At 71.3% G+C, this 20,489-nt stretch carries 15 protein-coding genes and 1 tRNA gene; 8 read left to right on the forward strand and 8 right to left on the reverse strand.

The window, feature by feature from the left end:
- Positions 1–68: 68 nt before the first annotated feature.
- The gene (locus ABZ842_RS12890; protein WP_361536157.1) at positions 69–377 is read right to left on the reverse strand and encodes a hypothetical protein; all 309 of its coding nucleotides are present in this window, start codon (positions 375–377) and stop codon (positions 69–71) included.
- 430 nt (positions 378–807) lie between these two features.
- Between ABZ842_RS12890 and ABZ842_RS12895 the strand changes: the two genes are divergently transcribed.
- Both ABZ842_RS12895 and ABZ842_RS12900 read left to right on the forward strand, forming a co-directional pair.
- A complete protein-coding gene (locus tag ABZ842_RS12895) occupies positions 808–1,797 on the forward strand; it encodes a bifunctional DNA primase/polymerase (RefSeq protein ID WP_361536159.1) in 990 nt (329 codons plus the stop codon).
- A gap of 280 nt (positions 1,798–2,077) precedes the next feature.
- Positions 2,078–5,761 (forward strand): hypothetical protein, encoded by a 3,684-nt coding sequence (locus tag ABZ842_RS12900; RefSeq protein ID WP_361536161.1) that lies wholly within the window; start codon positions 2,078–2,080, stop codon positions 5,759–5,761.
- On the opposite strand, the gene ABZ842_RS12905 is transcribed toward ABZ842_RS12900, so the two are convergent.
- A complete protein-coding gene (locus tag ABZ842_RS12905; RefSeq protein ID WP_361536163.1) occupies positions 5,724–6,524 on the reverse strand; it encodes a VOC family protein in 801 nt (266 codons plus the stop codon). The two genes, ABZ842_RS12900 and ABZ842_RS12905, sit on opposite strands and share 38 nt — an antisense overlap.
- Before the next feature lie 192 nt (positions 6,525–6,716).
- Between ABZ842_RS12905 and ABZ842_RS12910 the strand changes: the two genes are divergently transcribed.
- A complete protein-coding gene (locus ABZ842_RS12910; protein ID WP_361536165.1) occupies positions 6,717–7,328 on the forward strand; it encodes a GNAT family protein in 612 nt (203 codons plus the stop codon).
- On the opposite strand, the gene ABZ842_RS12915 is transcribed toward ABZ842_RS12910, so the two are convergent.
- On the reverse strand, positions 7,298–8,182 hold the full coding sequence (locus ABZ842_RS12915; RefSeq protein WP_361536167.1) for a GNAT family N-acetyltransferase: 885 nt from the start codon (positions 8,180–8,182) through the stop codon (positions 7,298–7,300). The genes ABZ842_RS12910 and ABZ842_RS12915 overlap by 31 nt on opposite strands.
- Positions 8,183–8,588: 406 nt before the next feature.
- Here ABZ842_RS12915 and ABZ842_RS12920 point away from each other — a divergent pair, with 406 nt between their 5' ends.
- Positions 8,589–9,077 (forward strand): N-acetylmuramoyl-L-alanine amidase, encoded by a 489-nt coding sequence (locus ABZ842_RS12920; protein WP_361536169.1) that lies wholly within the window; start codon positions 8,589–8,591, stop codon positions 9,075–9,077.
- Positions 9,078–9,596: 519 nt separating this feature from the next.
- Here ABZ842_RS12920 and ABZ842_RS12925 read toward each other — a convergent pair.
- From ABZ842_RS12925 to ABZ842_RS12940, 4 genes are all read right to left on the reverse strand, one after another.
- Positions 9,597–9,983, reverse strand: coding sequence for a hypothetical protein (locus ABZ842_RS12925; protein WP_361536171.1), 387 nt, complete (start codon positions 9,981–9,983; stop codon positions 9,597–9,599).
- Between the two features lie 167 nt (positions 9,984–10,150).
- Positions 10,151–10,235 (reverse strand) — tRNA-Ser (locus tag ABZ842_RS12930).
- Between the two features lie 117 nt (positions 10,236–10,352).
- Positions 10,353–10,706 (reverse strand): DUF4333 domain-containing protein, encoded by a 354-nt coding sequence (locus ABZ842_RS12935; protein ID WP_361536173.1) that lies wholly within the window; start codon positions 10,704–10,706, stop codon positions 10,353–10,355.
- 524 nt (positions 10,707–11,230) lie between these two features.
- Positions 11,231–12,835 carry a trypsin-like peptidase domain-containing protein gene (locus ABZ842_RS12940; RefSeq protein WP_361536175.1) on the reverse strand — a complete coding sequence of 535 codons (1,605 nt, stop codon included), beginning with the start codon at positions 12,833–12,835 and terminating at the stop codon, positions 11,231–11,233.
- Positions 12,836–13,084: 249 nt separating this feature from the next.
- Between ABZ842_RS12940 and ABZ842_RS12945 the strand changes: the two genes are divergently transcribed.
- The 3 genes from ABZ842_RS12945 to ABZ842_RS12955 all read left to right on the forward strand — a co-directional run bounded on the left by ABZ842_RS12945 (position 13,085) and on the right by ABZ842_RS12955 (position 15,879).
- Positions 13,085–13,894 carry a glycerophosphodiester phosphodiesterase gene (locus tag ABZ842_RS12945; RefSeq protein WP_361536177.1) on the forward strand — a complete coding sequence of 270 codons (810 nt, stop codon included), beginning with the start codon at positions 13,085–13,087 and terminating at the stop codon, positions 13,892–13,894.
- A gap of 220 nt (positions 13,895–14,114) precedes the next feature.
- The gene (locus tag ABZ842_RS12950; RefSeq protein WP_361536179.1) at positions 14,115–14,687 is read left to right on the forward strand and encodes an ATP-binding protein; all 573 of its coding nucleotides are present in this window, start codon (positions 14,115–14,117) and stop codon (positions 14,685–14,687) included.
- A gap of 190 nt (positions 14,688–14,877) precedes the next feature.
- Positions 14,878–15,879 (forward strand): DUF5926 family protein, encoded by a 1,002-nt coding sequence (locus tag ABZ842_RS12955; RefSeq protein WP_361536181.1) that lies wholly within the window; start codon positions 14,878–14,880, stop codon positions 15,877–15,879.
- Between the two features lie 1,341 nt (positions 15,880–17,220).
- Here ABZ842_RS12955 and ABZ842_RS12960 read toward each other — a convergent pair.
- Complete coding sequence (locus tag ABZ842_RS12960) at positions 17,221–17,904, reverse strand: bifunctional DNA primase/polymerase (RefSeq protein WP_361536183.1); 684 nt, start codon at positions 17,902–17,904, stop codon at positions 17,221–17,223.
- Positions 17,905–18,735: 831 nt separating this feature from the next.
- On the opposite strand from ABZ842_RS12960, the gene ABZ842_RS12965 reads away from it, so the two are divergent.
- Positions 18,736–20,355, forward strand: a complete 1,620-nt coding sequence (locus tag ABZ842_RS12965; protein ID WP_361536406.1) for a PP2C family protein-serine/threonine phosphatase — start codon at positions 18,736–18,738, stop codon at positions 20,353–20,355.
- The last annotated feature ends 134 nt before the right edge of the window (positions 20,356–20,489 follow it).

The raw sequence follows: 20,489 nt of genomic DNA on the forward strand, positions 1-20,489 counted from the left end.
GACGGCGCCGAAGCACCGCCGCACAGGCGGTCGTTCACCCCTTGCTCACACCCCCATCGGGCCGGCCCCTACCACCACAGGTGCGTGAAGTTCACCGCCACGTTGTCCTGGTCGATGGCGGTGAAGGCGGAGCCGTTCACGCTGGCGTTGTTGTTCTGGTTGGAGGCTCCGGCGCCACTGGCCACCTGCTGGCTGGTGGTGGAGTTGCCCAGGTTGTTGCCACCGACACCACTGCCGATGATCGAGCCCACGGACGCATTGGACCCCTCGCCCGCCAGGGCGCCGTTGTCGGCCGCGGCGACGCCCGTGAAGAGGGCGGCCGTCAGGGGCAGCGCGGCGACGGCGGCCAGAACGCGGGCGGTACGGACGCTTGCCATGTCATTTCCTCCAGGAATCACAAAGATCGAAAGCTAGGAAGGCAGAAGCAAGAGCAGAAGCAGCAGAAGCAGCAGGAGCGAGGAGCAGGAGCACGTACGGACGGGCTACTGCGCTGCACACCACTGCGGAGCTCGCACTCCGCTCAATCGCCCGGGCGGCTGGCCGACCGCCCGGATCGTGAACACGACGTCGCGCAGTCACAGTTGCCCAGTGAACCACCGGCGAACCACCCGTCCCGTAGCGATTCCCCCTCAAGCGTGAGGACAAGCAGATAAACCCCCTTCACCCCCGCAAAACCGCACACCAGGACGTCCAGCCATCGAAGCCGCATGACGGAACCGGGGCAGCGCAAGAGGTGAACCGTTTCGGCATCGTTTTGGCCAACATGGCACCCTTCCCTTCTTCGAACATTCGTACGAAACTGAAGCCATGGCCATCACCGATCGGCAGACCGCCACCCTGGCCCTGGCCCACGCCCTCTCCGCTGCTGAGCGCGGGTTCCCCGTCTTTCCGCTGTCCGCGACCAAGCTCCCGGCCCTGCGCTCGCCGCACCGCAAGGACGCACTGCCGACCCGGTGCCGCGGCGAGTGCGGGTTCCCGGGACACGGCGTCCACGACGCCACCACGGACCCTGCGGCCGTACGGGCGCTGTTCGCCGCTGCGCCCTGGGCCACGGGGTACGGCATCGCCTGCGGCCGGCCCCCGCACCATCTGATCGGCATCGACCTGGACGTATTCGGAGCGCACGGGCCCGACGGCGGGGGCGGCGACAGGGGCACCGGTGGCCCTCGCAGCAACAGCGGCGGTGGCGCCGATCACAGCAGCGTGGACGGCGCCGGCGCCGATCGCGCACTGGCCGATTCCTTGTCATCGCTCCAGGACATAGCCCTACGGCACCTCTTCACGATCCCCGAGACGGTCACCGTCCTGACCCCGAGCGGCGGCCGGCATCTCTGGCTGACCGGCCCCGCCGACGTCGTCGTCCCCAACTCCGCGAGCCGGCTCGCACCCGGCATCGACGTACGCGGAGCTGGGGGTTACCTCGTCGGACCAGGTTCGGTGACTCCCCAGGGGAGGTACCGGCTCGCGCCCGGGAGCGCCCGATTGACCCCGGCACCCTGCCCCCGCGCTCTTCTGCACCTGGTCGCGCCCCCCGCGCGCCCTCACCACCCCTCCCCCGCCACCGCCCGCGCCGCCGGCCCCGGTCGCGCCCAGGGGCAGGGCCTCGTCCACTTCGTCCTCGCCGCGCACGAGGGCCAGCGCAACACCCGGCTCTTCTGGGCCGCTTGCCGTGCGTACGAGAACGGCTTCGGGGACGCGCTCGCCGACGCCCTCGTGAACGCGGCCGTCCGCGCGGGCCTCACCGAACGCGAAGCCCGCGCGACGATCGACTCCGCCCGTCGCATGACTGCCACGTGACCACGTCCGCCCGCCGCCACGCAGGGCCGCGATCGCTGGTAGGACAATCAGAACAACCGGCAGCATTGGCTGCCGCTCCGCTAAAAGCCCAGCTAGACCCATCAGTCCCGACGCTCCCATGGCGATCTCCTGTGGATGAGCGGTGGTGGCGACGGCTGCTCGACCGCGGCCTGTCCACAACCTTCCGACCCGCCGTCAATTTCCCTCTAGGCTGAAGAAACACCGGGAAACTCGGGGCACCGGGTACCGGACCGCAGCAGCGGAGGGGGATGGGGATTCCATGGCCGGAGGTCGCCCGCCGAAGGACGACGCACCCAAGCGCTACCCGGAGTTGGAGGAGCTGGCCACCTGGTTCAGCCAGGCCATTGCGGACGCCGGCTACCCCAGCCCGAACGCGGTCGTGCGCGCCGAGATCGCCCATAAGAACGTCGTCTACGCAATACACGGAGCCGCCCGTTTCCTGAAGTTGGACGTCGTGCGCGCCCTCGCGGTGGGCCTCGGACGCGACCCCGCCGAGGTCGAGCCGCTGTGGACCCGGGCGAAGGAGGCCGTCGACCGCGCCGCCGCTGACCACCTCGCGGACCGGACCCCGCACCTCACCTCCTGGGCGGAGCTCCCCCTGCCCGAGCTCGCCCTGCGCAATCTGGTGGAGGCCCAGAGCAAGGCGGTGGAGCGCCTTCCGTACGATCGGCTCGCCGTGGAGGAGCCGCCGATGTCCGCGGTCTACGTCCGCCCTCGGATCCGCGCCTCCGCCCGTACCGGCGAAGGACACGGCCACGCCCCGCGGGACGTGCGGACCGCCGGCGACGGCGCCCGGCGCTCGCCGGACTCCGGCCGGGAGGACGGTCCCGCGCTGGATGCGGTGCTGCCCGTCCCGGACGCCCTCGCCCGCCACGACCACCTGCTGATCACGGGCGAGCCCGGCGCCGGCAAGTCGACCCTCTCCAGCCACCTCGCCTGGACGCTCTCCCGGATCTGGCTCCGCCAGGACACCAGCCTGGAAGCACCGGTCCCCGAGCCCGTCATCCCCCTGCGCATCGCCGCCCGCACCCTGGTCGACCAGGCCGGGTCGTGGAGCGCGGTGCTGTGCCAGGCGGCCCGGCGCAGCCTCGGCCGCAGCCTGGTCGCCGATCCGGACCCGACGCTGTTCGCCGGCCGGGTGCAGGGCGCGCGCTGGCTGGTCATGGTGGACGGGCTGGACGAAATAGCGGACCACGACGCGCGTACGGGAGTGATCCGTACGATCGCCCAACACGCGCGCGCGGGCAGCGACTACCGCTTCGTGGTGACCACCCGCCCCCTGCCGGAGTCCGAACTCGCGCCACTGCGCACCCCGCTCGTCGGCGCGTACGGCATGGAGCCCTTCCGCGACGCCGAGTTGCGGGACTTCGCCGGCAAGTGGTTCGCGGCGCAGTACGAGGGGGACAAGGAGCGGGCCCGGGCCGCCGCCGACCGGTTCCTCAAAGAGACCCGGGACGGCCGCCTCCAGGAACTCGTCCGCAATCCGCTGCTCGCCACGATCGCGGCGGTGAACGCCACGGTCGACCGCTCGCGCCCGCTGCCCACCAGCCGGCTCAGCCTCTACCAGCGCTTCTGCGAACACCTGTTGACCCGCGGCGAGAGCGCTGCGGCCGTCCGCGCCGAGCTGTACCGGCGCCATCGCGACGACCCTGAGCGGCGCGACTTCCACCTCTGGCTGGAGGAGGACAAGCAGGAGGTGCTGGGCGTGCTCGGCCGGTGCCGCATGGAGGGCGAGGGCTCCCTGTCGGAGGCGGCCCTGCGCTGGGTGCCGGAGCACGCGGCCGAGCGCCCGCTGCCGGCGGGCTGGGAGACGGAGGTGCGGGAGTTCCTCCAGGGCACGGGGCTGCTGGTGCCTGCGGACGACGACTACCGCTTCCTGCACCACTCCTTCGCGGAGTTCATGGCCGCCCGGTCGTACGCCCTGGAGATCCCGCCGGACTTCCCGGACGTCGAGGACTGGATCCGACGGGCCTACAAGGACGACGAGCAGACGTTCGTGATGTTCGTGTTCTGCATGTGGTCCGAGCGCCCGCAGTGCGCGGGGGACCGCATCACGGGCGAGTTGCTGGCCGGTACGCGCGGCGGCCACGAGCGGTCGTTGCTGGCCGGGCTGCTGCTGGCGGAGGGCGTGTCCCTGGGGGCGGCGGAGGAGACCCTGGTCCTGGACCGGCTCGAAGCGGTCGCGCGCAACGCCGACACGGACGACAGCGAGGAGGCGTTGGAGGTCCTCGGCGGCCTCGGCGGCCGGCCGAGCGTCCTGGAGCGGCTGGAGCGCATGGCCTCGTCGGAGCCGCTGGGCCCGATGCTGCGGCTCTACGCGGTCGAGGGGTACAGCCAGGCCGGGGAGGCGGAGGAGGCAGAGCGGCTGCTCGGCCCGGTGCTGGGGTGGATCTACGGGGCCGTGCCGCGGGCGGCCGAGGTCGCCTGCTCGATCGGGGACGGCGCGCGCGAGGCGGTGCGCCGGCGCGCCTGGGCCCTAGCGCAGGGACCGGAGTCGAACGTGTTCCTGCGGGCCCGGTCCGCCGTGGCCCTGGAGAGACTGGGCCAGCCCGAGGAGGCGGCGACGCTGGCGCGCGACGTGCTGACGGACCCGCTGGCCGGCTCGCCCCAGCTGAAGGAGGCGGCGGAAGCCTGGACGAAGGCGATCCCGACCGAGGCGGCGACCGTGGCGCAGCTGGCGCAGCAGCGCCCCGCCGTGGACCAGCAGGGCAGGGCCACCGTCGCGAAGGTGCTGGAGGAGGCCGGCGAGTCGGAGGCGGCGGCGCTCCTGGCCGGCGAGGTGCTGCGCTCGGGCACGCCCGACTCCGCGGCGCTCACGTCCGCGGCCAGGACCTGGGTCAAGGTGCGCGGCACGGAGGCCGTGGCGACGGTGCTGGAGGCGTTCGTCGCCAGCAGCGCCGACCAGGGCCACGACCTGGACACCCCGGCCGCGCTCCTCTCGTCGGTCGCCGTCTTCGCGGCGGAGTCGCAGATCGCGGAGTGGGCCAAGGACGTCCTGACCAAGCACCGTTGGGGCACGTTCGAGGGCGGCAGCGTGGTGTCCACCTGGCTGGCGTCCGGCGGTCCGGCGGTGGTCGAGGAGGTCATGGCGAGGATCGACCGCGGCCGGCTCCTTGAGGGGTACGCGCGGGCGGAGACGGCGGAAGTGCTGCTCGACGCGGGCGCCCGTGCGGAGGCGGGCGAGTTGGCCGAGTGCGCGCTGCGCACGCCCAATCTGTCCCACAAGCGCTACCAGCAGTCGGTGGACGTGCTGCTGAAGGTGGCCGGCGAGGACTCGGCCGAGCTGTTGCGGACGATCTGGGACGAGTGCCCCGGCCTGGGGATCAACAGCGCCTGGCTGCACGGCGTCCTGGACGCCTGTGCCGGCTACGAGGAGGAGGCGCCGCGCCTCTCCGCCGCGGCCTGCCGTTTCGCCAGGGAGCTGATCGACCTGGGCACGGTGCAGAGCACGGACGTGCTGCTGGCCCTGGAGACCCTGGGCGAGCTCGAAGGGCGCGCGTCCATCCCGTACGTCGTCCAGACGGCGAAGGAGCACACCGAGCTCAACTGGCAGCACATCTGCGACATCGCACAGGGGTTGGCGGCGCTGGGGGAGCGCGCCGCGGCGCTGGAGCTGTGGCGGCACGCCATCGGGATGCAGTATCCGCCGCAGCAGTCGGAGCTGCGGTTGCTGATGGACATCGAGCGGGCGGAGGCGGCGTCCGAGGCGTCAGGGTGGATACGGGAGCTGATCGCGGACCCGAGTACGTATGCGCCGCGGCGGTTGCGGCTGAGGCAGTTGTTGGCGTGGTTGACGGCGGCGGAGGCCGTGGATGCGTCGGGTACGTCCGACGCCTCAGGTACACCAGAGGTACCTGGTGCCTCAGGTACCTCTGAGGCACCTGGTACGTCTGCGCCGGACGGGATCAGGGGAGGTCGGCCAGTTCCGGGGCCTCGCCGGTGAGGTGGTTGACGTCCAGGATCGAGAAGTCGGCACCCTGCGGGTCGGTGAGCGAGGCGTACCGCCCGAAGGGGCTGTCCACCGGCCCGTACCGGAGCACGGCACCGAGCCCGGTCGCCCGCGCCACGGCCTCGTCGCAGCCGGAGACGCTGAAGTAGACGTTGACGTACGGGGGCACCTCGGGCGGGAAGTCCTCCGTCATCTTCATCCGCCCCAGGACGGGCTCGCCCTCGACGTTGTAGATGCGGAAGTCCACGTTCGGGTCGTCCATCTGCTGGGAGGCGTACCCGAAGACGGCGGGGAAGAAGGCGTCCGCATGGGCCGGCTCGCGGGTGAAGACCTCGGCCCAGCAGAAGGCGCCGGGCTGTTCCTTCGTCGCCTCGAAGCCCTCGTGCGCCCCGGCCTGCCAGGCACCGAAGACGACGCCGTCGGGGTCGCTGACGATGCACATCGATCCGAAGTCGCCGACCTGCATCGGCTCCAGCAGCACCCGACCGCCGTTGCTCCGGACCTCGGCCGCGGTAGCGGCGACGTCGGGCGAGGCCAGGTACAGACACCACCGCGATGCTTCCTCCGAGCCCGGCATCGGCGGAACGACAGCGGCGACCGCCTTCCCGTCCGCGTACGCCTGCGTGTAGTTTCCGTGCTCCGACGACGCCTCGCCGAAGGTCCAGCCGAGGACGGCGCCGTAGAAGCGCTTCGCCCCCTCGACGTCCGTGAACATCGCGTCGGCCCACACGGGGGTCCCCTGGGGTTTCACGGTCATGACTGCGCTGCCTTCCGATCGCTGGGGCCGTCCGGTGCTTCCTCCTTCTTCACGCTAGTCACTCGTGGCACGGAGCGCGCGCCGAATCCGAACTCTCATTCGATTACAACGCTCAGCGCGGTGCCCGGCCGAGCCCCCGGCCCACAGCACCCGTCCGGTCCGTGGCAGCTGATCAAATAGGGGATGACCTCGATGAACACGGCTTCCTTGAACACGGCTTCCTTCTGGACCGGGACACGCGTACGGCTGCGCGGCGTCGAGCCCGACGACTGGACGGCGTTCATGCGCTTCGCAGCCGACGAGGAGGGCCTCGGCGATCTCGTACGCCCCCCTCGATCCGCCGAGGAGCACCGAACCCGGGCACGGGAACTGGCCGTTGCCGGGGCGTCCGACGGCGACCGGTTCCAGTTGGCCGTGGAGGCCGTCGAGACCGGCGTGGTCGTCGGCGCGGTGGGGTCGCACCACGCCGACGCACGCGCCGGCTGGTTCGAACACGGCGTCACCATCGGCGCCGCCCACCGGCACCGGGGCTACGCGTCGGAAGCCGTCGTACTGCTGCTGCGCTACATGTTCGCCGAGCGGCGCTTCCACAAGTGCCGGGCGCGGATCCTCGCCCACAACGAGCCGTCGCTGGCGCTCCACCGACGACTCGGCTTCGTCGAGGAGGGACGACTGCGGGACCACGTGTTCGCCGCCGGCCGGTACCACGACCTGGTGTTGATGGGCATGCTCGCCGACGAGTTCAGCGCCGGCGAGTCCAGCACCTGCGACGCTTACCCGGCGACGTCCGGCGCCGCCGGGTAAGCGAAGTCGTACACGACGATTTCGGCCACGGGGACGTATCCGACGCGCTGGTAGAGCGCGTTGCTCGTCGGGTTGGCCGCGTTCGTGTACAGCACGACCTCCTGCGCGCCCGCGGCCCGCGCCGCGCGGCTGACCTCGACCGTCACGGCGCCGGCGTAGCCGCGCCCGCGCAGGTGGGCCGGGGTGTACACGGGGTCGATCCGGACCTGGCCGCCGACCAGCGGATTCACCCCGGCCATGGAGACGGGCGTGCCGTCCGGCGTCTCCCAGTACGTGTAGTGCTTCTCCGCGAAGCGCGTGCCGGCCCAGGTGTCGGCGTCGATGGTGACGTCCTCCTCGACGTCCGCGGCGAACTCACGACACCACTGCATCAGGTGCTCGTGCTCCGGCTCTCCGACCAGCCGGCCGCGTCCCTCGGGGAAGGGGTCCGGCGGGGTGAGCGTGCCCAGCCGGTTCAGCCGGAGCCGTACGCGGGGCGAGTACGCCGCGCCCGTATGCCGCTGCCACGCCTCGGCGAAGACGTTCGCGGTGCTCTCCTCCGCGGTGACGTGCGGGAGGGCGTGCCCGAGGGACAGCAGGTGCGCGGCGAGGCCGTCGGCCTGCTCGGGGGTGAGGGCGGTGGGGCTGAGGCCGCCACCCGGGAGGCGGTGGAAGGCGGCGCGAACCTCGCCGTCCGACTCCAACCGGCCGAAGACGGGAGCTTGGGGACCGTACGCAGTCGACCCGAGCGTACGCACCTTTTCGGCCACCGACAGGGCCGTGGTGTGCAGGACGGGGTCGGAGCGCAGGAAGTCGCCGGCGCGGGCGAGGTGGTCGTCGACGTCGTCGGTGAGGAGCCACTGGTCTGAGAGCATCCTGCATCCTTTTCCAGGCGGAGGGCGGACGCCAGCGGTTTTCCGGGGAGCCTCAGCGGTGCCGACGCCGAAGCCAACGGGACCGTCCTTGAGGTCCGATGTTGCCGTCCCATCACATGCTCATGCAGTGGCGATCATGTTGCGGGGGCACTCTCGTCGCCATGTTGACCTCCAGGAAGCGCGGTGCGACGACCAACTCCGGTACGAGGCGTCCGTGACACCGGCCCACCGCCGACCGAGGCGGCGCGGCGTACTCGCCCTCGGCGGAGGGCTCGCCCTGGCGCCCCTGTCGGCGGTCCTCCTCCTCCGAACGGACCGGTCAACCCAGGAAGCACCTGCTGCACCTCCGCCGTCACGGGGCGTCCGCCTGACGTCGACCTCACCCACCGCCCAACCTCCCGGATGGATGGACGACGTCGTCCGAAAACCGATCGAAGCGAACTTCACCCCGGGCGGCCGGGAGGTCCAACGGGGCCTGATACTGCACGTGCAGGAGGGTGAAGGGTCGCTCTTCGAACGCTTCTCCTCCCCCACGACACGGAGTTCCGCCCACTTCTGGGTGTCGCAGGCCGGCGAGATCGAGCAGTACGTATCGATCCACGACCGCGCCTGGACACAACGCGCAGGCAACACCGACTGGGCCTCGATCGAGACGTCCGGCTTCACCGGCAAACCACTCACCACGGCCCAAATCGAAGCCGTCGCCCGCGTCTACGCCTGGGGCGCCCGCGTGCACGACTGGCCCCTCGAAGTGACGGACTCCCCCCAGGGCCGCGGCCTCGGCACCCACTCCATGGGCGGCGCCGCCTGGGGCGGCCACGCCTGCCCCGGAACACGCCGCGCGACCCAACGCGACACCATCATGAAGCGCGCACGCCAATCCCTACGAGCCTGACGCCACCGCGCCCGCTGGCCTTCGCCCGTCGACAACCGCTGCTCCACGGCGTGGCAGCGACCAATCAGAGGAGAATGGCCTTCCTTCTGAGGGTCCGTGGTGTGCTGGACGGCGAAGGGCGACGTCGGGAACGATGGCGAGGCTGTTCGGCCTTTCCGCGACGAGGGAGGAGCCGAGTGCCTCGTAACTCCTCCGGAGGCGCTTCGGTGATCATGACCACGGTGTTACCTGATGCCCGCCACACGGGCTCGGCTGGTAGCCGTGACCACGCGTTCCAACTAAATGAAATCCGCGTTGCCTGCTGAAAGAACCCCAGGTCAGGAAGTGTCGGCCCCGCGCCTGCGGGGGTGTTCCGGGCGTCGAAGCCGTGGTACCGATCCTCGGCATGTCGTCCCCGCGCGCCGGCACCGCGCCTGCTCCACGGCGTGTGGGCCGACGGCAGACGGGATGGGAGTCGGGGTTGAGTGGTGGGTTCCGGTTGGGGTCACACGCGAGCCCCGGAGCCGTGCACCTGCCGCATCAGCACACGTGAGGGATAACTACGATCTGCACATCGTCTTCGTAGATCACCCGCCCGGGGTCAGTCGACTTCACTGCGTGGCAGTCCACACCGTGCGCAGCGAGGATCTCCAGGTAGCCCGCCACGCGCTCGATGAGATGGGAAGCCGAAGGCTTGAACCAAGCCGTGGCTCCAGCGTTGACGGCTGGGTCATACACGCTCGAGTCAACGGTGGATGGGTCCGTATATGCAGCGTCGTACCAGGCATTGTTCTCGCTTCGGAACCGATTCTGCTCAGCCGTCAGCCGTCCATCGCGGGCGAGGTTATTGACCAAACCGAACACGCCCTTGAACTGGCCTCGTTCATCGGACGTGGCCGACTGAAACCGCACATACTCGACTGCCATCAACCGATCTTGCCACGCGCCTCCGGACGACGGGAGGGGCTCAGAGCAGCCGTGCCCCATCCGTGCCCGATAGACCGGGAACTCACGGAGAATAGCGGTCACCGACAGGCACCACACACGGCAAAGGCCCCGGACCGAATTTGCTGGTCAGGGGCCTTCGCCTTGCGCGGTGGGTGTGGGATTTGAACCCACGGTGACTCGCGCCACGACGGTTTTCAAGACCGTTCCCTTAGGCCGCTCGGGCAACCCACCCTCGCTCCGGCCGGCGGCGGCGGAGCGGCTACAGCGTACCGGCTGGACGGCTGGGGTGCGGAGTGGTGGTCGGAGGGCGGATGGGGGCGGTTCGGGGAGGGAGCTTGGGGGTGAGGGTCAGTTCGGGGACGGGGTGGGCGTGTCGTCGGCCTTGATGTCGAAGTTGATCTGGTCGCCTTCGACCGAGGTCACCTTGACCGTCACGCCCAGGGTGCTGCCGTCGCCCGCCGTCAGTTCGCACCGAGTGGTGGTTTCAACCTTGCCGGCGAGGTCGTCGGGGCAGGTGACCTTCGGCTTCGGCTGGCCCGTCGTCTCGGCGAGCTTCTCGGCCACGGTGTCGGCCAGCTTGTCCGCGGACATCTTCGGCTCGGACGTTCTGACCTCAGCCTCGGCCGAGCACCCGACGAGCAGTGCACCGGCGGCCACTGCCGTGAAGATCGACGTTGCTGCGGTCAACCGGGTTGCGGTCATGATGGACTCCGGTCCGGGGATCTGGGCGGGAAGCAGGAATGAAGCAGGAAGCCTACTCGGCGCGTTGGCCTCATTCTCGTGGGGTGCCGGTACGCGGGAAGGGCACACGTCGCCTGCTGCACGAGCCCCGCGGCTCGCACCGGCCGTGCCGATGGCCGCCAACGGGCCTCAAATGGGTACGGCTTGTACGCGATTTTGCGCGGATATCGGAATGCGCACCAAGGCTCGATGAGAAGTCGCTGGCGCCCCCGAACAAGGTTGCATGCAGGGTTGTTGGGGGCGCGACGGGTGAAGCACGACCGTAGCGGGGGTTGCCATGGGATCCGGACGCTCTGTCGAGCAGACGCTTGCCAGTTCGTCGAGCGACAAGAAGCGGGCGGCGGGCTACCTGGAAACGGACCTGGTGCCGAGCACCCGGGCGGCCGGCCGCATGGCGAACGGCGGAGGAGCCGTGGGGCCTCTCCTCTTCAGAGAACGCGCAGGGCCCCGCCGACAGTGCGTCGACGGGGCCCCAGGGTGCGGCGTCAGCTGTCGCCGGTGCGGGAGCCGAGGGTGACCGGGGTCGTGGACTCCTTGCCGTCGCGCTCGTAGGTGAGGGTGATCTGGTCGCCGGGCTTGTGGTTCCAGATCTCACTGATCAGGGTCGGGCCGCTGTCGATGGGCTTGTCGTTGAGCTTGGTGATGATGTCGCCCGACTTCAGGCCGGCCTTGGCCGCGGGGCCGTTCGGCGGGACCGCGGGGGTGCCGTTGGTGCCGTCGGCGGCGATCTTGGCGCCGTTGGTCGTCTCGGTCATGTCGACGGTGGCGCCGATGACCGGGTAGACCGGCTTGCCGTCCTTGATGAGCTGCTCCGCGACGTTCTTCGCCTGGTTGATGGGGATGGCGAAGCCGAGGCCGATGGAGCCGGCCTGGGACTGGCCGAGGCCGCCGCCGGTGGACTGGATGGCGGAGTTGATGCCGATGACCGAGCCGCGGGAGTCGAGGAGGGGGCCGCCCGAGTTGCCGGGGTTGATCGAGGCGTCCGTCTGGAGGGCGCTCATGTAGGAGTTCTTGCCGCTGCTGCCGTCGCCGGAGGCGACCGGGCGGTTCTTCGCGCTGATGATGCCCGTGGTGACCGTGTTGGACAGCCCGAAGGGGGCGCCGATGGCGATGGTCGAGTCACCGACGGCGACCTTCTCGGAGTCGCCGATGGCGAGCGGGGTCAGCCCGGCGGGGGCGTTCTTCAGCTTCAGGACGGCGACGTCGTAGCCCTGGGCGCGGCCCACGACCTCCGCGTCGTACGTCTTGCCGTTCGAGAACGTGGCGGAGAGCGTGCCGTTCTCGGCCGCGGTGGCGACCACGTGGTTGTTGGTGAGGATGTGGCCCTGCTTGTCGTAGACGAAGCCGGTGCCGGTGCCCGTGCCGGAGTCGGGTCGGCCGCCGATGTCGCCGGAGCCTTCGCCGCCGCCCGACTTGGCCTCGATCGTGACGACGCTGGGCAGCGCCTTCGCGGCGACCGCGGCGACCGTGCCGGGCTCGCGCTTGAGGTCCTTGGGGATCTCGGAGGCGGTGACGGTCGTGGAGTCGTCGGGGCCGTCCTCGCGACCGCCGGCCCAGAAGCCCGCGGCGCCGCCGACGGCGCCCGCCACCAGGGCGGCGACCAGGACGGCTGCGGCCAGCGCGCCGGGGCGCTTGCGCGGGGGCTTGGCGCCGGGCTGGACCGGGGCGCCCCAGGCCGTGCCGTCCCCGCTGCCGGGGGCCGCGGTGTGCGGCGGCGGGGGCCATGCGCCGGCCTGTGCGTGACCCGCAGCGGTGTCATACCCGTGACCCGAACTCTGGCCGTACGCCGTGTCCTGCCCGTAAGCCGCGGGCTGGCCGTGCGGTGCCGCCTGGCCGTACGCCGCAGGCTGCTGCTCGGGCGTCGTGGCCTGCGCCGGTGCTTGCGTCTCGCCCTGCGCCTGCGCGGCGTCCTGGACCCGCGTCGTGTCCTGGTCGCCGTACGCCGGAGGCGCCGGCGGTGCGGGAGGTGCGGGGGCCGCTGGCGGAGCAGGCGGCGGGGGCGGGCCCTGAGGAGCGGCTGCCGGCACGGGAGGCGCGGACGGGGCGGCCGGCTGCGCAGTGCCCTCGTGGCCGTCGTTCTCGGTGCTCACGCTTTTCTCCTCTGAGGTCCACAAGCTCTGGTCGGCAAGTTCTGGTCGGCCGGAAAATCCGCTCCGCAGCGGTCTCAGGTAAGCATTTCCCACAACCCGTCAGGCCACTGTAAGCAGGACCTGTGCGTATTCCAGCATTCCCTTACAACGGACATAATGGGCGTGCCGTCAGCCGTGCCTCAGCCGTGGGGTCAGCCGTGCCGACACCCCCGCGCCTGCCCCGACCCGCCCCGGTGACACCATGACGCGGTGACCCCAGCACGGCACCCCAACATCCAGGTCGTGGCCCACCGCGGTGCGTCGGAGGACGCCCCCGAGCACACGCTGGCCGCGTACATGAAGGCGATCGAGGACGGCGCCGACGCGCTCGAATGCGACGTGCGGCTCACCGCCGACGGACACCTCGTCTGCGTCCACGACCGCCGCGTCAACCGTACGTCCAACGGCCGGGGCGCCGTCTCCGCGCTGGAGCTCGCCGACCTGGCCGCGCTCGACTTCGGCACCTGGAAGGGGCGCGAGGACTCCGCCGAGAGCCCCGACTGGGGCGACCCGTCGCTCACCTCCGTACTGACGCTGGAACGGCTGCTGGAGCTCGTCGCCGACTCCGGGCGGCGCGTGGAGCTGGCGATCGAGACCAAGCACCCGACGCGTTGGGCCGGACAGGTGGAAGAGAAGCTGCTCCAGCTCCTCGACCGGTTCGGGCTCGCGGCGCCCGCGGACCCGGCGGACTCCCCGGTGCGGATCATGAGCTTCTCGGCCCGTTCCCTGAACCGGGTCGCGGCGGCGGCGCCCGCCCTGCCCACCGTCTACCTGATGCAGTTCATCGGGCCCCGGCTGCGCGACGGACGGCTGCCGGCGGGCTCGCGGATCGCCGGGCCCGGCATCCGGCTGGTGCGCAACCACCCCGGGTACGTCGAGCGGCTGCACCGGGCCGGCCACCGGGTCCACGTGTGGACGGTGAACGAGCCGGAGGACGTGGAGCTGTGCGCCCGCCTCGGCGTGGAGGCGATCATCACCAACCGCCCGCGCCAGGTCCTCGCCCAACTCGGTCGCTCCTAGGGCACGCCTCAAGAAGGGCCGCAGGGCTACAAGAAGGGCCGGCCGAACAAAAGAAGAACCGCGGAGAGACGAAGCACACACGGGGCGCTCGCGGCCGACCCGTACGGTCGCATTCGTACGCCTACGGTCCGGTTCACCACCCTCCGCCCCGCGATGCTTGGCCATGGCAACCACTACGGGGAGTGCACCGGCGCATTCGTAACGTACTCACCGGTCAGTTGTGCCCCACCGGGCTGCGCCGGTCCGGTTTCCGGTCCAGTCCAGGGGGGCATTCAGACGGTGGCGTGGGGCAAAGGAGGTCTCGGGGGTGGCGTTGGTGGTGGCACAAGAAGTGCCCACGTCGTCGAGCATGGCCGTACCCCATGGCCCTGCGGGCGTGGGCGAGGCGCGACACCGCATGCGCGAGCAATTGCGTCTGGGCGGAGTGCCCGAATCGGTCGTCGACGACGCGATTCTGATCCTTTCCGAACTGCTCAGCAACGCCTGCCGGCACGGCAGGCCACTGGGGCGTACGGAAGTGGGCGACGGGGACGTGCGCGCCGCGTGGCGCGTCGATCTGGACGGCCGGCTGATGGTCGAGGTCACGGACGGCGGCGGGCCCACCCGGCCGGTGCCGTCGACGCCTTCGGTCACCGCGCGCGGCGGTCGCGGGCTGAACATCATCACGGCCCTGGCCAAGGAGTGGGGCGTCCGCGACGACCCAGCCGGCGAGGTCACCGTGTGGGCGCTCGTTACGGATGGGCAGCGCCACGACCATTTCGCTACGCGCGTCACACACGACGAACACAACTGATCGAAGGCGCTCCGGGGGCCAGAGGGAGAACCGTCAGCGCACCGCACGTAAGGCCGGGGGCTCTTCGAAAGACCGGGGGTCAAGCGGCTCGCACCCCGGTCTCGGGTGCCGCGCCCCCGCCGGTCGAACGGACGACTAGGCTCGCCCAAGCACCGCACCACGCATCGCCGCATCCGGGAGAAGCCGCACCATGGCCAAGAAGCGCCCCCAGACCAAGGCCGCCAAGCACCAGCCCCAGGGCCGGGGCAAGTCCGCCGGCAGTACGGGCGCGGCCGAGTCCGTGCCCGTGGTCGGCGCCCGCGAGCCCTGCCCCTGCGGCTCGGGCCGCCGCTACAAGGCGTGCCACGGCCGCGCCGCCGCGCATGCCGTGACCGAGCTCGTGCAGCGGCCCTTCGAGGGGCTGCCGGGCGAGTGCGACTGGGTGGCCCTGCGCGAGCTGGTCCCCGCCGCCACCGTGGAGCTCTCCCTCAAGGGCGGGCTGCCCGAGGGCGTGCCGTCCGTGACGCTGGCGACCGTGCTGCCGATGGCCTGGCCCGCGCTGCGCCGCGACGACGGCTCCGTCCTGCTCGGTCTGCAGAACGACGGCTCGTCCGGCGACCTCAGCCGCGACCTGGGCGACACGCTGACCCGCGCGCTGCGCGCCGAGCCCGGCAGCCCGGTCGGCGCTGAGCGCGCCGTGTCCGACGAGGGCGTACGGCTCCAGGACCTGCTGGCAGCGGACGCGCCGTTCGCCCCGGTGGTGCACTCCGGCTTCGACTTCTGGGTGCCGGACGCGGAGTCCTCGACGCCGGACGTCGTCGCCTCCCTGGAGCGGGCGAACGCCGCGGCGATCCCGACCGTGAAGCTCGCCGGCGTCGACGCCGCGTACTGGTGCGAGACCCCGGAGAAGAACCACCTGCGCTGGGTCATGCCGCACGCCGAGGAGAAGCTCCTCGACGCGCTCGCCCGGCTGCACGCCGCCGGCCGCAGCTCGCTGGGCGAGGGGACGCGGCTCGTCGGCTCGTTCCGGGCGCACGGTCTGGTGGTCCCGGTCTGGGACCTGCCGAGCGGAATGGGCGCCGAGGAGTGCGAGAAGCCCGCCGCCGAGTTCGCCGAGCGACTGGCGGAGGCCCTGGAAGCTGACGCTCCGCTCAGCGCCGACGAGCGCCGGGCGCGCGGCGGCCTCACCAACCGTCAGGTCACCCTGAGCTGAACACGCCAAATATCGAGACCGCCGGGAAACTGGCCGGAACGCGACGTCGGCTGGAATCCCGGGCCGTCTTCGGGCCCGGGACCCGCGGTTGAGCTCGGTACACCGCGCGGCATTACCGGGTGACTCCAGTCACAACTCCCGCCACTGTCAGCCGTTTCCGTGTCCGAATAACCGAGATCGAATTTGCGAACCGCAGATCTCTTGTTACCGTTCTTAGAGCCCGGTCGCTGGTGCATCCCCCGTCGCCAGCGACCGGGCCTCTCCGTTTTCGGGGGACGGATCGCCCGTCCCGACCGAAACCGTGACTTCCTCTCAACCCCCGCCGGACCGCGCGGAGTTGCTCCCGGCCCGCAGTAGCAGTCGACCGCCCCCGAGTCCGTTCGCCACCGGTCCTGTCGTCGCCCCGTTCGCCGCGTCGACCACCGCGTCACGTGCCGCTTCGGCCCCCGCGAACTCCGCCACCGCCGAATAGCCGGCACCGCCCCGGGAACGCTCTCGCGGGGTCTCGCAGACGCCAGGCTCATCACCTGCTTCGACGGTGCAGTTGATCTGTAGCGTGCGCCCCGCCGGGGCCATCAGAGTCAGTACGGAAGTCAATTCCGCGCCCGTGGCATTCCGGTAGTACGTACGTGCCCATGTGGCAAGGCCATCGGCCAGTACACACGTCTGCGCTTCCACTCCTTCGGGCGAGGAGAGTTCCGGTCCGCAGTGCACACGGGCGACCTGTGTTCCTTCAGTTCCCTGAGTGGCCCGAGCGGACCGAGTGGGCCAAGCGGACCGAGTGGACCGAGTGGACCGAGTGGACCGAGTGGGCTTGGTGGGCTGAGTGATCTCAGTGGGCTCTGCACCCTGAGCGTCGTGCGTGCTTCGAGAAGCGTCGGCTCGTACGACCCCGTACCCGCGCTCCGCGCCGCCCGGCGCCACCTGGCCCCAGGCCGCCAGCGGCAGCAGCACCGCGGCCATCACGACGGAAGCGAGCCCGACCACACGGACGTACACGGACATGGCCACCTGCCGATCGCGCGAAGGCGCGGGACGCGGGGAACTGCCCCGACGCCGTGCCGGGGGCACGTCCGCGGGGCGACGGTGGGGCGACGATAGCGACGGAAGTACGGGCACGAGGCCAGCCGCACACCCGATTCCCGTACAACTCGGGCCCACTCCTACCCGATCGGGTGACCCGACCCCACCCGCCGCACGACGACCGGCCGACGGCGACATGACTGACAGGGACATCGCCGGCGGGGACACGGCTCGCGGGGACATGAAGGAGGGCGCGCCGCTTCCTCGCCGCGCGCCCTCAATCAGTCGTCATCCGGTCGTCGACCCGGTCTCCCTGGCTCAGTAAGCCAGCCGGCTTCCTTCGTCCGGAGCGCTCGTGCTCGCCTCGACCAGCGCGTCCACGACCGCCTCCACGTCCGGCAGCCACGGCGCGGCCGAGCCGGGCAGCGGCGCCCGCTCCCAGCGGACCTGCCCCGTGCCCGTCTCCGACGGCGGGAGCACCACGTAGCCGCCCTCGCCGTGGAACCGCAGCGAGCTGGGCACGCAGTCCTTCGCGAAGAGCAGCTCACCGAGTTGTTCGAGGGTGTACGGGGCCACCAGCAGCGCCCACCGCGTGGGCGTCGCCACGACGGGCCCGAGCCGCATGTCCATCCGGTCCAGCTCGGCCAGCGCCCTCGCACCGGCCGGCGCCGGCAGGCTCACCGCGCAGGGCGCGGCGCCGCCGGTGGCGAGCACGACCGGCGCGTTCGGCCGGTTCGTCCACCACCAGCGCAGCATGCGCTCGTCGGTCGTCGCCGCGAGGACGGAGGGGTCGAAGGGGTGCGCGCCGGGGACGACGCACTCGGGGTCCGGGCAGGCGCAGCGCCGCCCGTTGCCGGCGCCCGCCGCGGGAAGTCCCACCCCGGGGATGACGGGCCACCGCCATGCGGCGCAGGTCAGCGCCGCTTCCAGCTGTGCAGGCTGTGCCGGCCCCTTCTTGCGCCACAACCGGAGCCTGCGTCGCCTTCCGAGGATCTCGCGCATGAGCGCTCGTTCCTTTCCGTTGAACGCCGAGGTCCACATCACACCATGTGTGCAGCTTTTCACTGTGCGTACGAATACGCCCTGCATGTACTTACTGCGTGCGTGTACGTACGTCGTCCTTCGCATGTGACGCGGGTACGCGTACGTACGGATCGGCTGGTCGGCGCGTCACCGCCCGTGCCGTCGGCACGGACGTCCCTCGGTGGCCTGCGGCAGGATCGCCGCCCGAGGGTCCAACGTGGGCCCTACTCCATTAAACGCACGACGGGGAATGCGCGCTCGGCGCTTGCGTGTCCCGTGACCGACACCACCGAGTCAAACCCGCACAGACGGGTCGATCCGGCACTTCCCCACACCCCGGGGGTCTGCCCGGGGTTCTTTCCCGGGTTCCGTCTCGGCCCTACGGACAGTAGGACGTCGGAGCCCGTCGCCAGGTTCCGGACGATGCCAACTGACCGCCGGACGTCACCCTTTTCGTACCCACCACGTTCGGTATGACGCGCCCGTGCAGTCGCCCTCGGCGACGCCCGCCCGGGCGTCGCGCCCCGGGGGATCCGCTGAAGGATCACTGTCAAGCGCGCTCAGTCGATCGCAAAGAACGGCAACGAGGTGCAATTTCCAGCCAAGTTCGCGATACATGCATGCCTGGAAGCGGCGGTGCGACGAGGAGCGAAACTCTCCGTCAAGAACAGCCCAAAGCCTTCCCAAAGACCCGTAGACACCATCAATCCCACTGGTGCAATGCTGGACATCCCCTTACATCTGCGTGTAGATGTGGACCCATTGCCAGGCGCGCGAATTGACATGGGGGTTTGCGATGCTATTGCATGAATTGCGCCCATTGGAAAGACCACTCTCGTGAGCGCCCCTCACTTTCCGAAAGTGGCCGGAATCGACTCTTCGAGTCCTCACTCCCCGCACACTGCGGCGCCCTCGGCGGCCCTCGCGGAAGGCGTCACGGCGACACCGTCCGACCGGGCCGCTCCCGACGAAGACACCGCATCCGCTGAATCAGCCGAATCCGCCGCACCCGCCGCAAAGGCCGGCAGCGACGACGCAGCCGAAGACGGCTCGGCGCACGGCGCCCCGCGCGGCACCGCGCTCCACGACCGGCTCGCCGGCTGGGTCTCCGAACTGACCACCCTCCACGAACTCACCGAACGCCTGGCCGCGACCCGCTCGCTCGAAGCCGCCCTCGACGAACTGCTGCGCGCCGGCGCCGCGCTCATCGGCGCCCGTCGCGGCCTCGCCGTCCTCGAACCGCCCACCGGCCCCGGCAACCTCACCAACCTCACGAGTCTTACGAGCCTTACGAGGGGATACGGGCTGTCCCACGCCGAACTCGGCCACATCGAGACCGTGCCGCGCGCCCTCACCGCGTACGGCCGGATCCTGGAGGGCCGCCGCGACCCGGCCGCCCACTACGCCGCGCACTCCGCCCCGAACGCCGCCCCTGCCCCGAGCGCCGTGCCGAACGCCGTCGCCCACCCCGACATCCTCGGTGACGCGACGCTCGACCCCGTGCGCCGGGAGGTCGCCCTGCGCCTCGGCTGCGCCGCCGCCTACACCCAGCCCCTCGCCTCGGAGGCGGCCGGCACCCTCGGCGCGGCCGTCTGGCTCTACGACGAACCCGCCGCCCCCGTCGAACGGCGGCGCCATCTGATGCACCTTTACGTGCGGTACGCCACCGAGCACTTGGCCCGGCTGATCGAGGTGGCCCGCGCCCGGCAGACCGTCGCCACGATCGCCGAGGAACTGCTGCCGAGCCGGCTGCCCCGGGTGCCCGGCGTACGGCTGGCGGCCCGGCACCGCACCGGCCCCCTCGGCGGCGGCGACTGGTACGACGCCCTGCCGCTGCCCGACGGCGCGCTGGGGCTCGCGGTCGGCTCGGTCAGCGGGGCGGGGCCGAGCGCGCTCGGCGCGATGGGGCGGCTGCGGGCCTCCCTGCGGGCGTACGCGGTCATGGAGGGCGAGGACCCCGTCGCTGTACTGTCCGACCTGGAACTGCTGCTCCGGCTGACCGAGCCGGCGCGGACCGCCACCGCGCTCTTCGCGTACGCCGAGCCCGCCGCCGGCAAGGTGGTGCTGGCCGGGGCCGGGCACACCCCGCCGCTGGTGATCGGCGACCGGCGCACGGAGTTCGTCGAGACCTCGCTGTCGGCGCCGCTGGGGATGCTGTCCTGCTGGGAGGCGCCGAGCACCGAGTTGTGCCCGCAGCCGGGAGAAACGGTGCTCCTCTACACCGACGGGCTGCTGCGGCGCGGCGGCGACCCCATGGACCGGGCGTTCGCCCGGCTGCACGCCGCCGCGGCGAGCGTGCCGAGGGCGGCCCGGGAGGACCCGGGGGCGATCGCGGACCACGTCCTGCGCGCCATGGTGCCCGCAGGCGCTGACGGCACTGACGACACGGACGGCGCTGACGTCGTCCTACTCGCCGCGCGCTTCGACTGACCGACCGCACACGACCGACCGCACACGACCGACGACACAGGACCGGCCACTCACCGCCGGCCACTCACGACCGACCGCACACGATCGGCCACACCCGGCCGACCTCGGCCCCGCCCGCCCCGAGCCAGGGCAGT

Source organism: Streptomyces sp. NPDC047315, from assembly GCF_040643215.1.
Lineage (GTDB): Bacteria > Actinomycetota > Actinomycetes > Streptomycetales > Streptomycetaceae > Streptomyces.

Bases quoted from the DNA above. Each gene is read 5' to 3' on its own strand.
- ABZ842_RS12890 (WP_361536157.1), bottom strand. From the start codon at position 377: ATGGCAAGCGTCCGTACCGCCCGCGTTCTGGCCGCCGTCGCCGCGCTG.
- ABZ842_RS12895 (WP_361536159.1), top strand. From the start codon at position 808: ATGGCCATCACCGATCGGCAGACCGCCACCCTGGCCCTGGCCCACGCC.
- ABZ842_RS12900 (WP_361536161.1), top strand. From the start codon at position 2,078: ATGGCCGGAGGTCGCCCGCCGAAGGACGACGCACCCAAGCGCTACCCG.
- ABZ842_RS12905 (WP_361536163.1), bottom strand. From the start codon at position 6,524: ATGACCGTGAAACCCCAGGGGACCCCCGTGTGGGCCGACGCGATGTTC.
- ABZ842_RS12910 (WP_361536165.1), top strand. From the start codon at position 6,717: ATGAACACGGCTTCCTTGAACACGGCTTCCTTCTGGACCGGGACACGC.
- ABZ842_RS12915 (WP_361536167.1), bottom strand. From the start codon at position 8,182: ATGCTCTCAGACCAGTGGCTCCTCACCGACGACGTCGACGACCACCTC.
- ABZ842_RS12920 (WP_361536169.1), top strand. From the start codon at position 8,589: ATGGACGACGTCGTCCGAAAACCGATCGAAGCGAACTTCACCCCGGGC.
- ABZ842_RS12925 (WP_361536171.1), bottom strand. From the start codon at position 9,983: ATGGCAGTCGAGTATGTGCGGTTTCAGTCGGCCACGTCCGATGAACGA.
- ABZ842_RS12935 (WP_361536173.1), bottom strand. From the start codon at position 10,706: ATGACCGCAACCCGGTTGACCGCAGCAACGTCGATCTTCACGGCAGTG.
- ABZ842_RS12955 (WP_361536181.1), top strand. From the start codon at position 14,878: ATGGCCAAGAAGCGCCCCCAGACCAAGGCCGCCAAGCACCAGCCCCAG.
- ABZ842_RS12960 (WP_361536183.1), bottom strand. From the start codon at position 17,904: ATGCGCGAGATCCTCGGAAGGCGACGCAGGCTCCGGTTGTGGCGCAAG.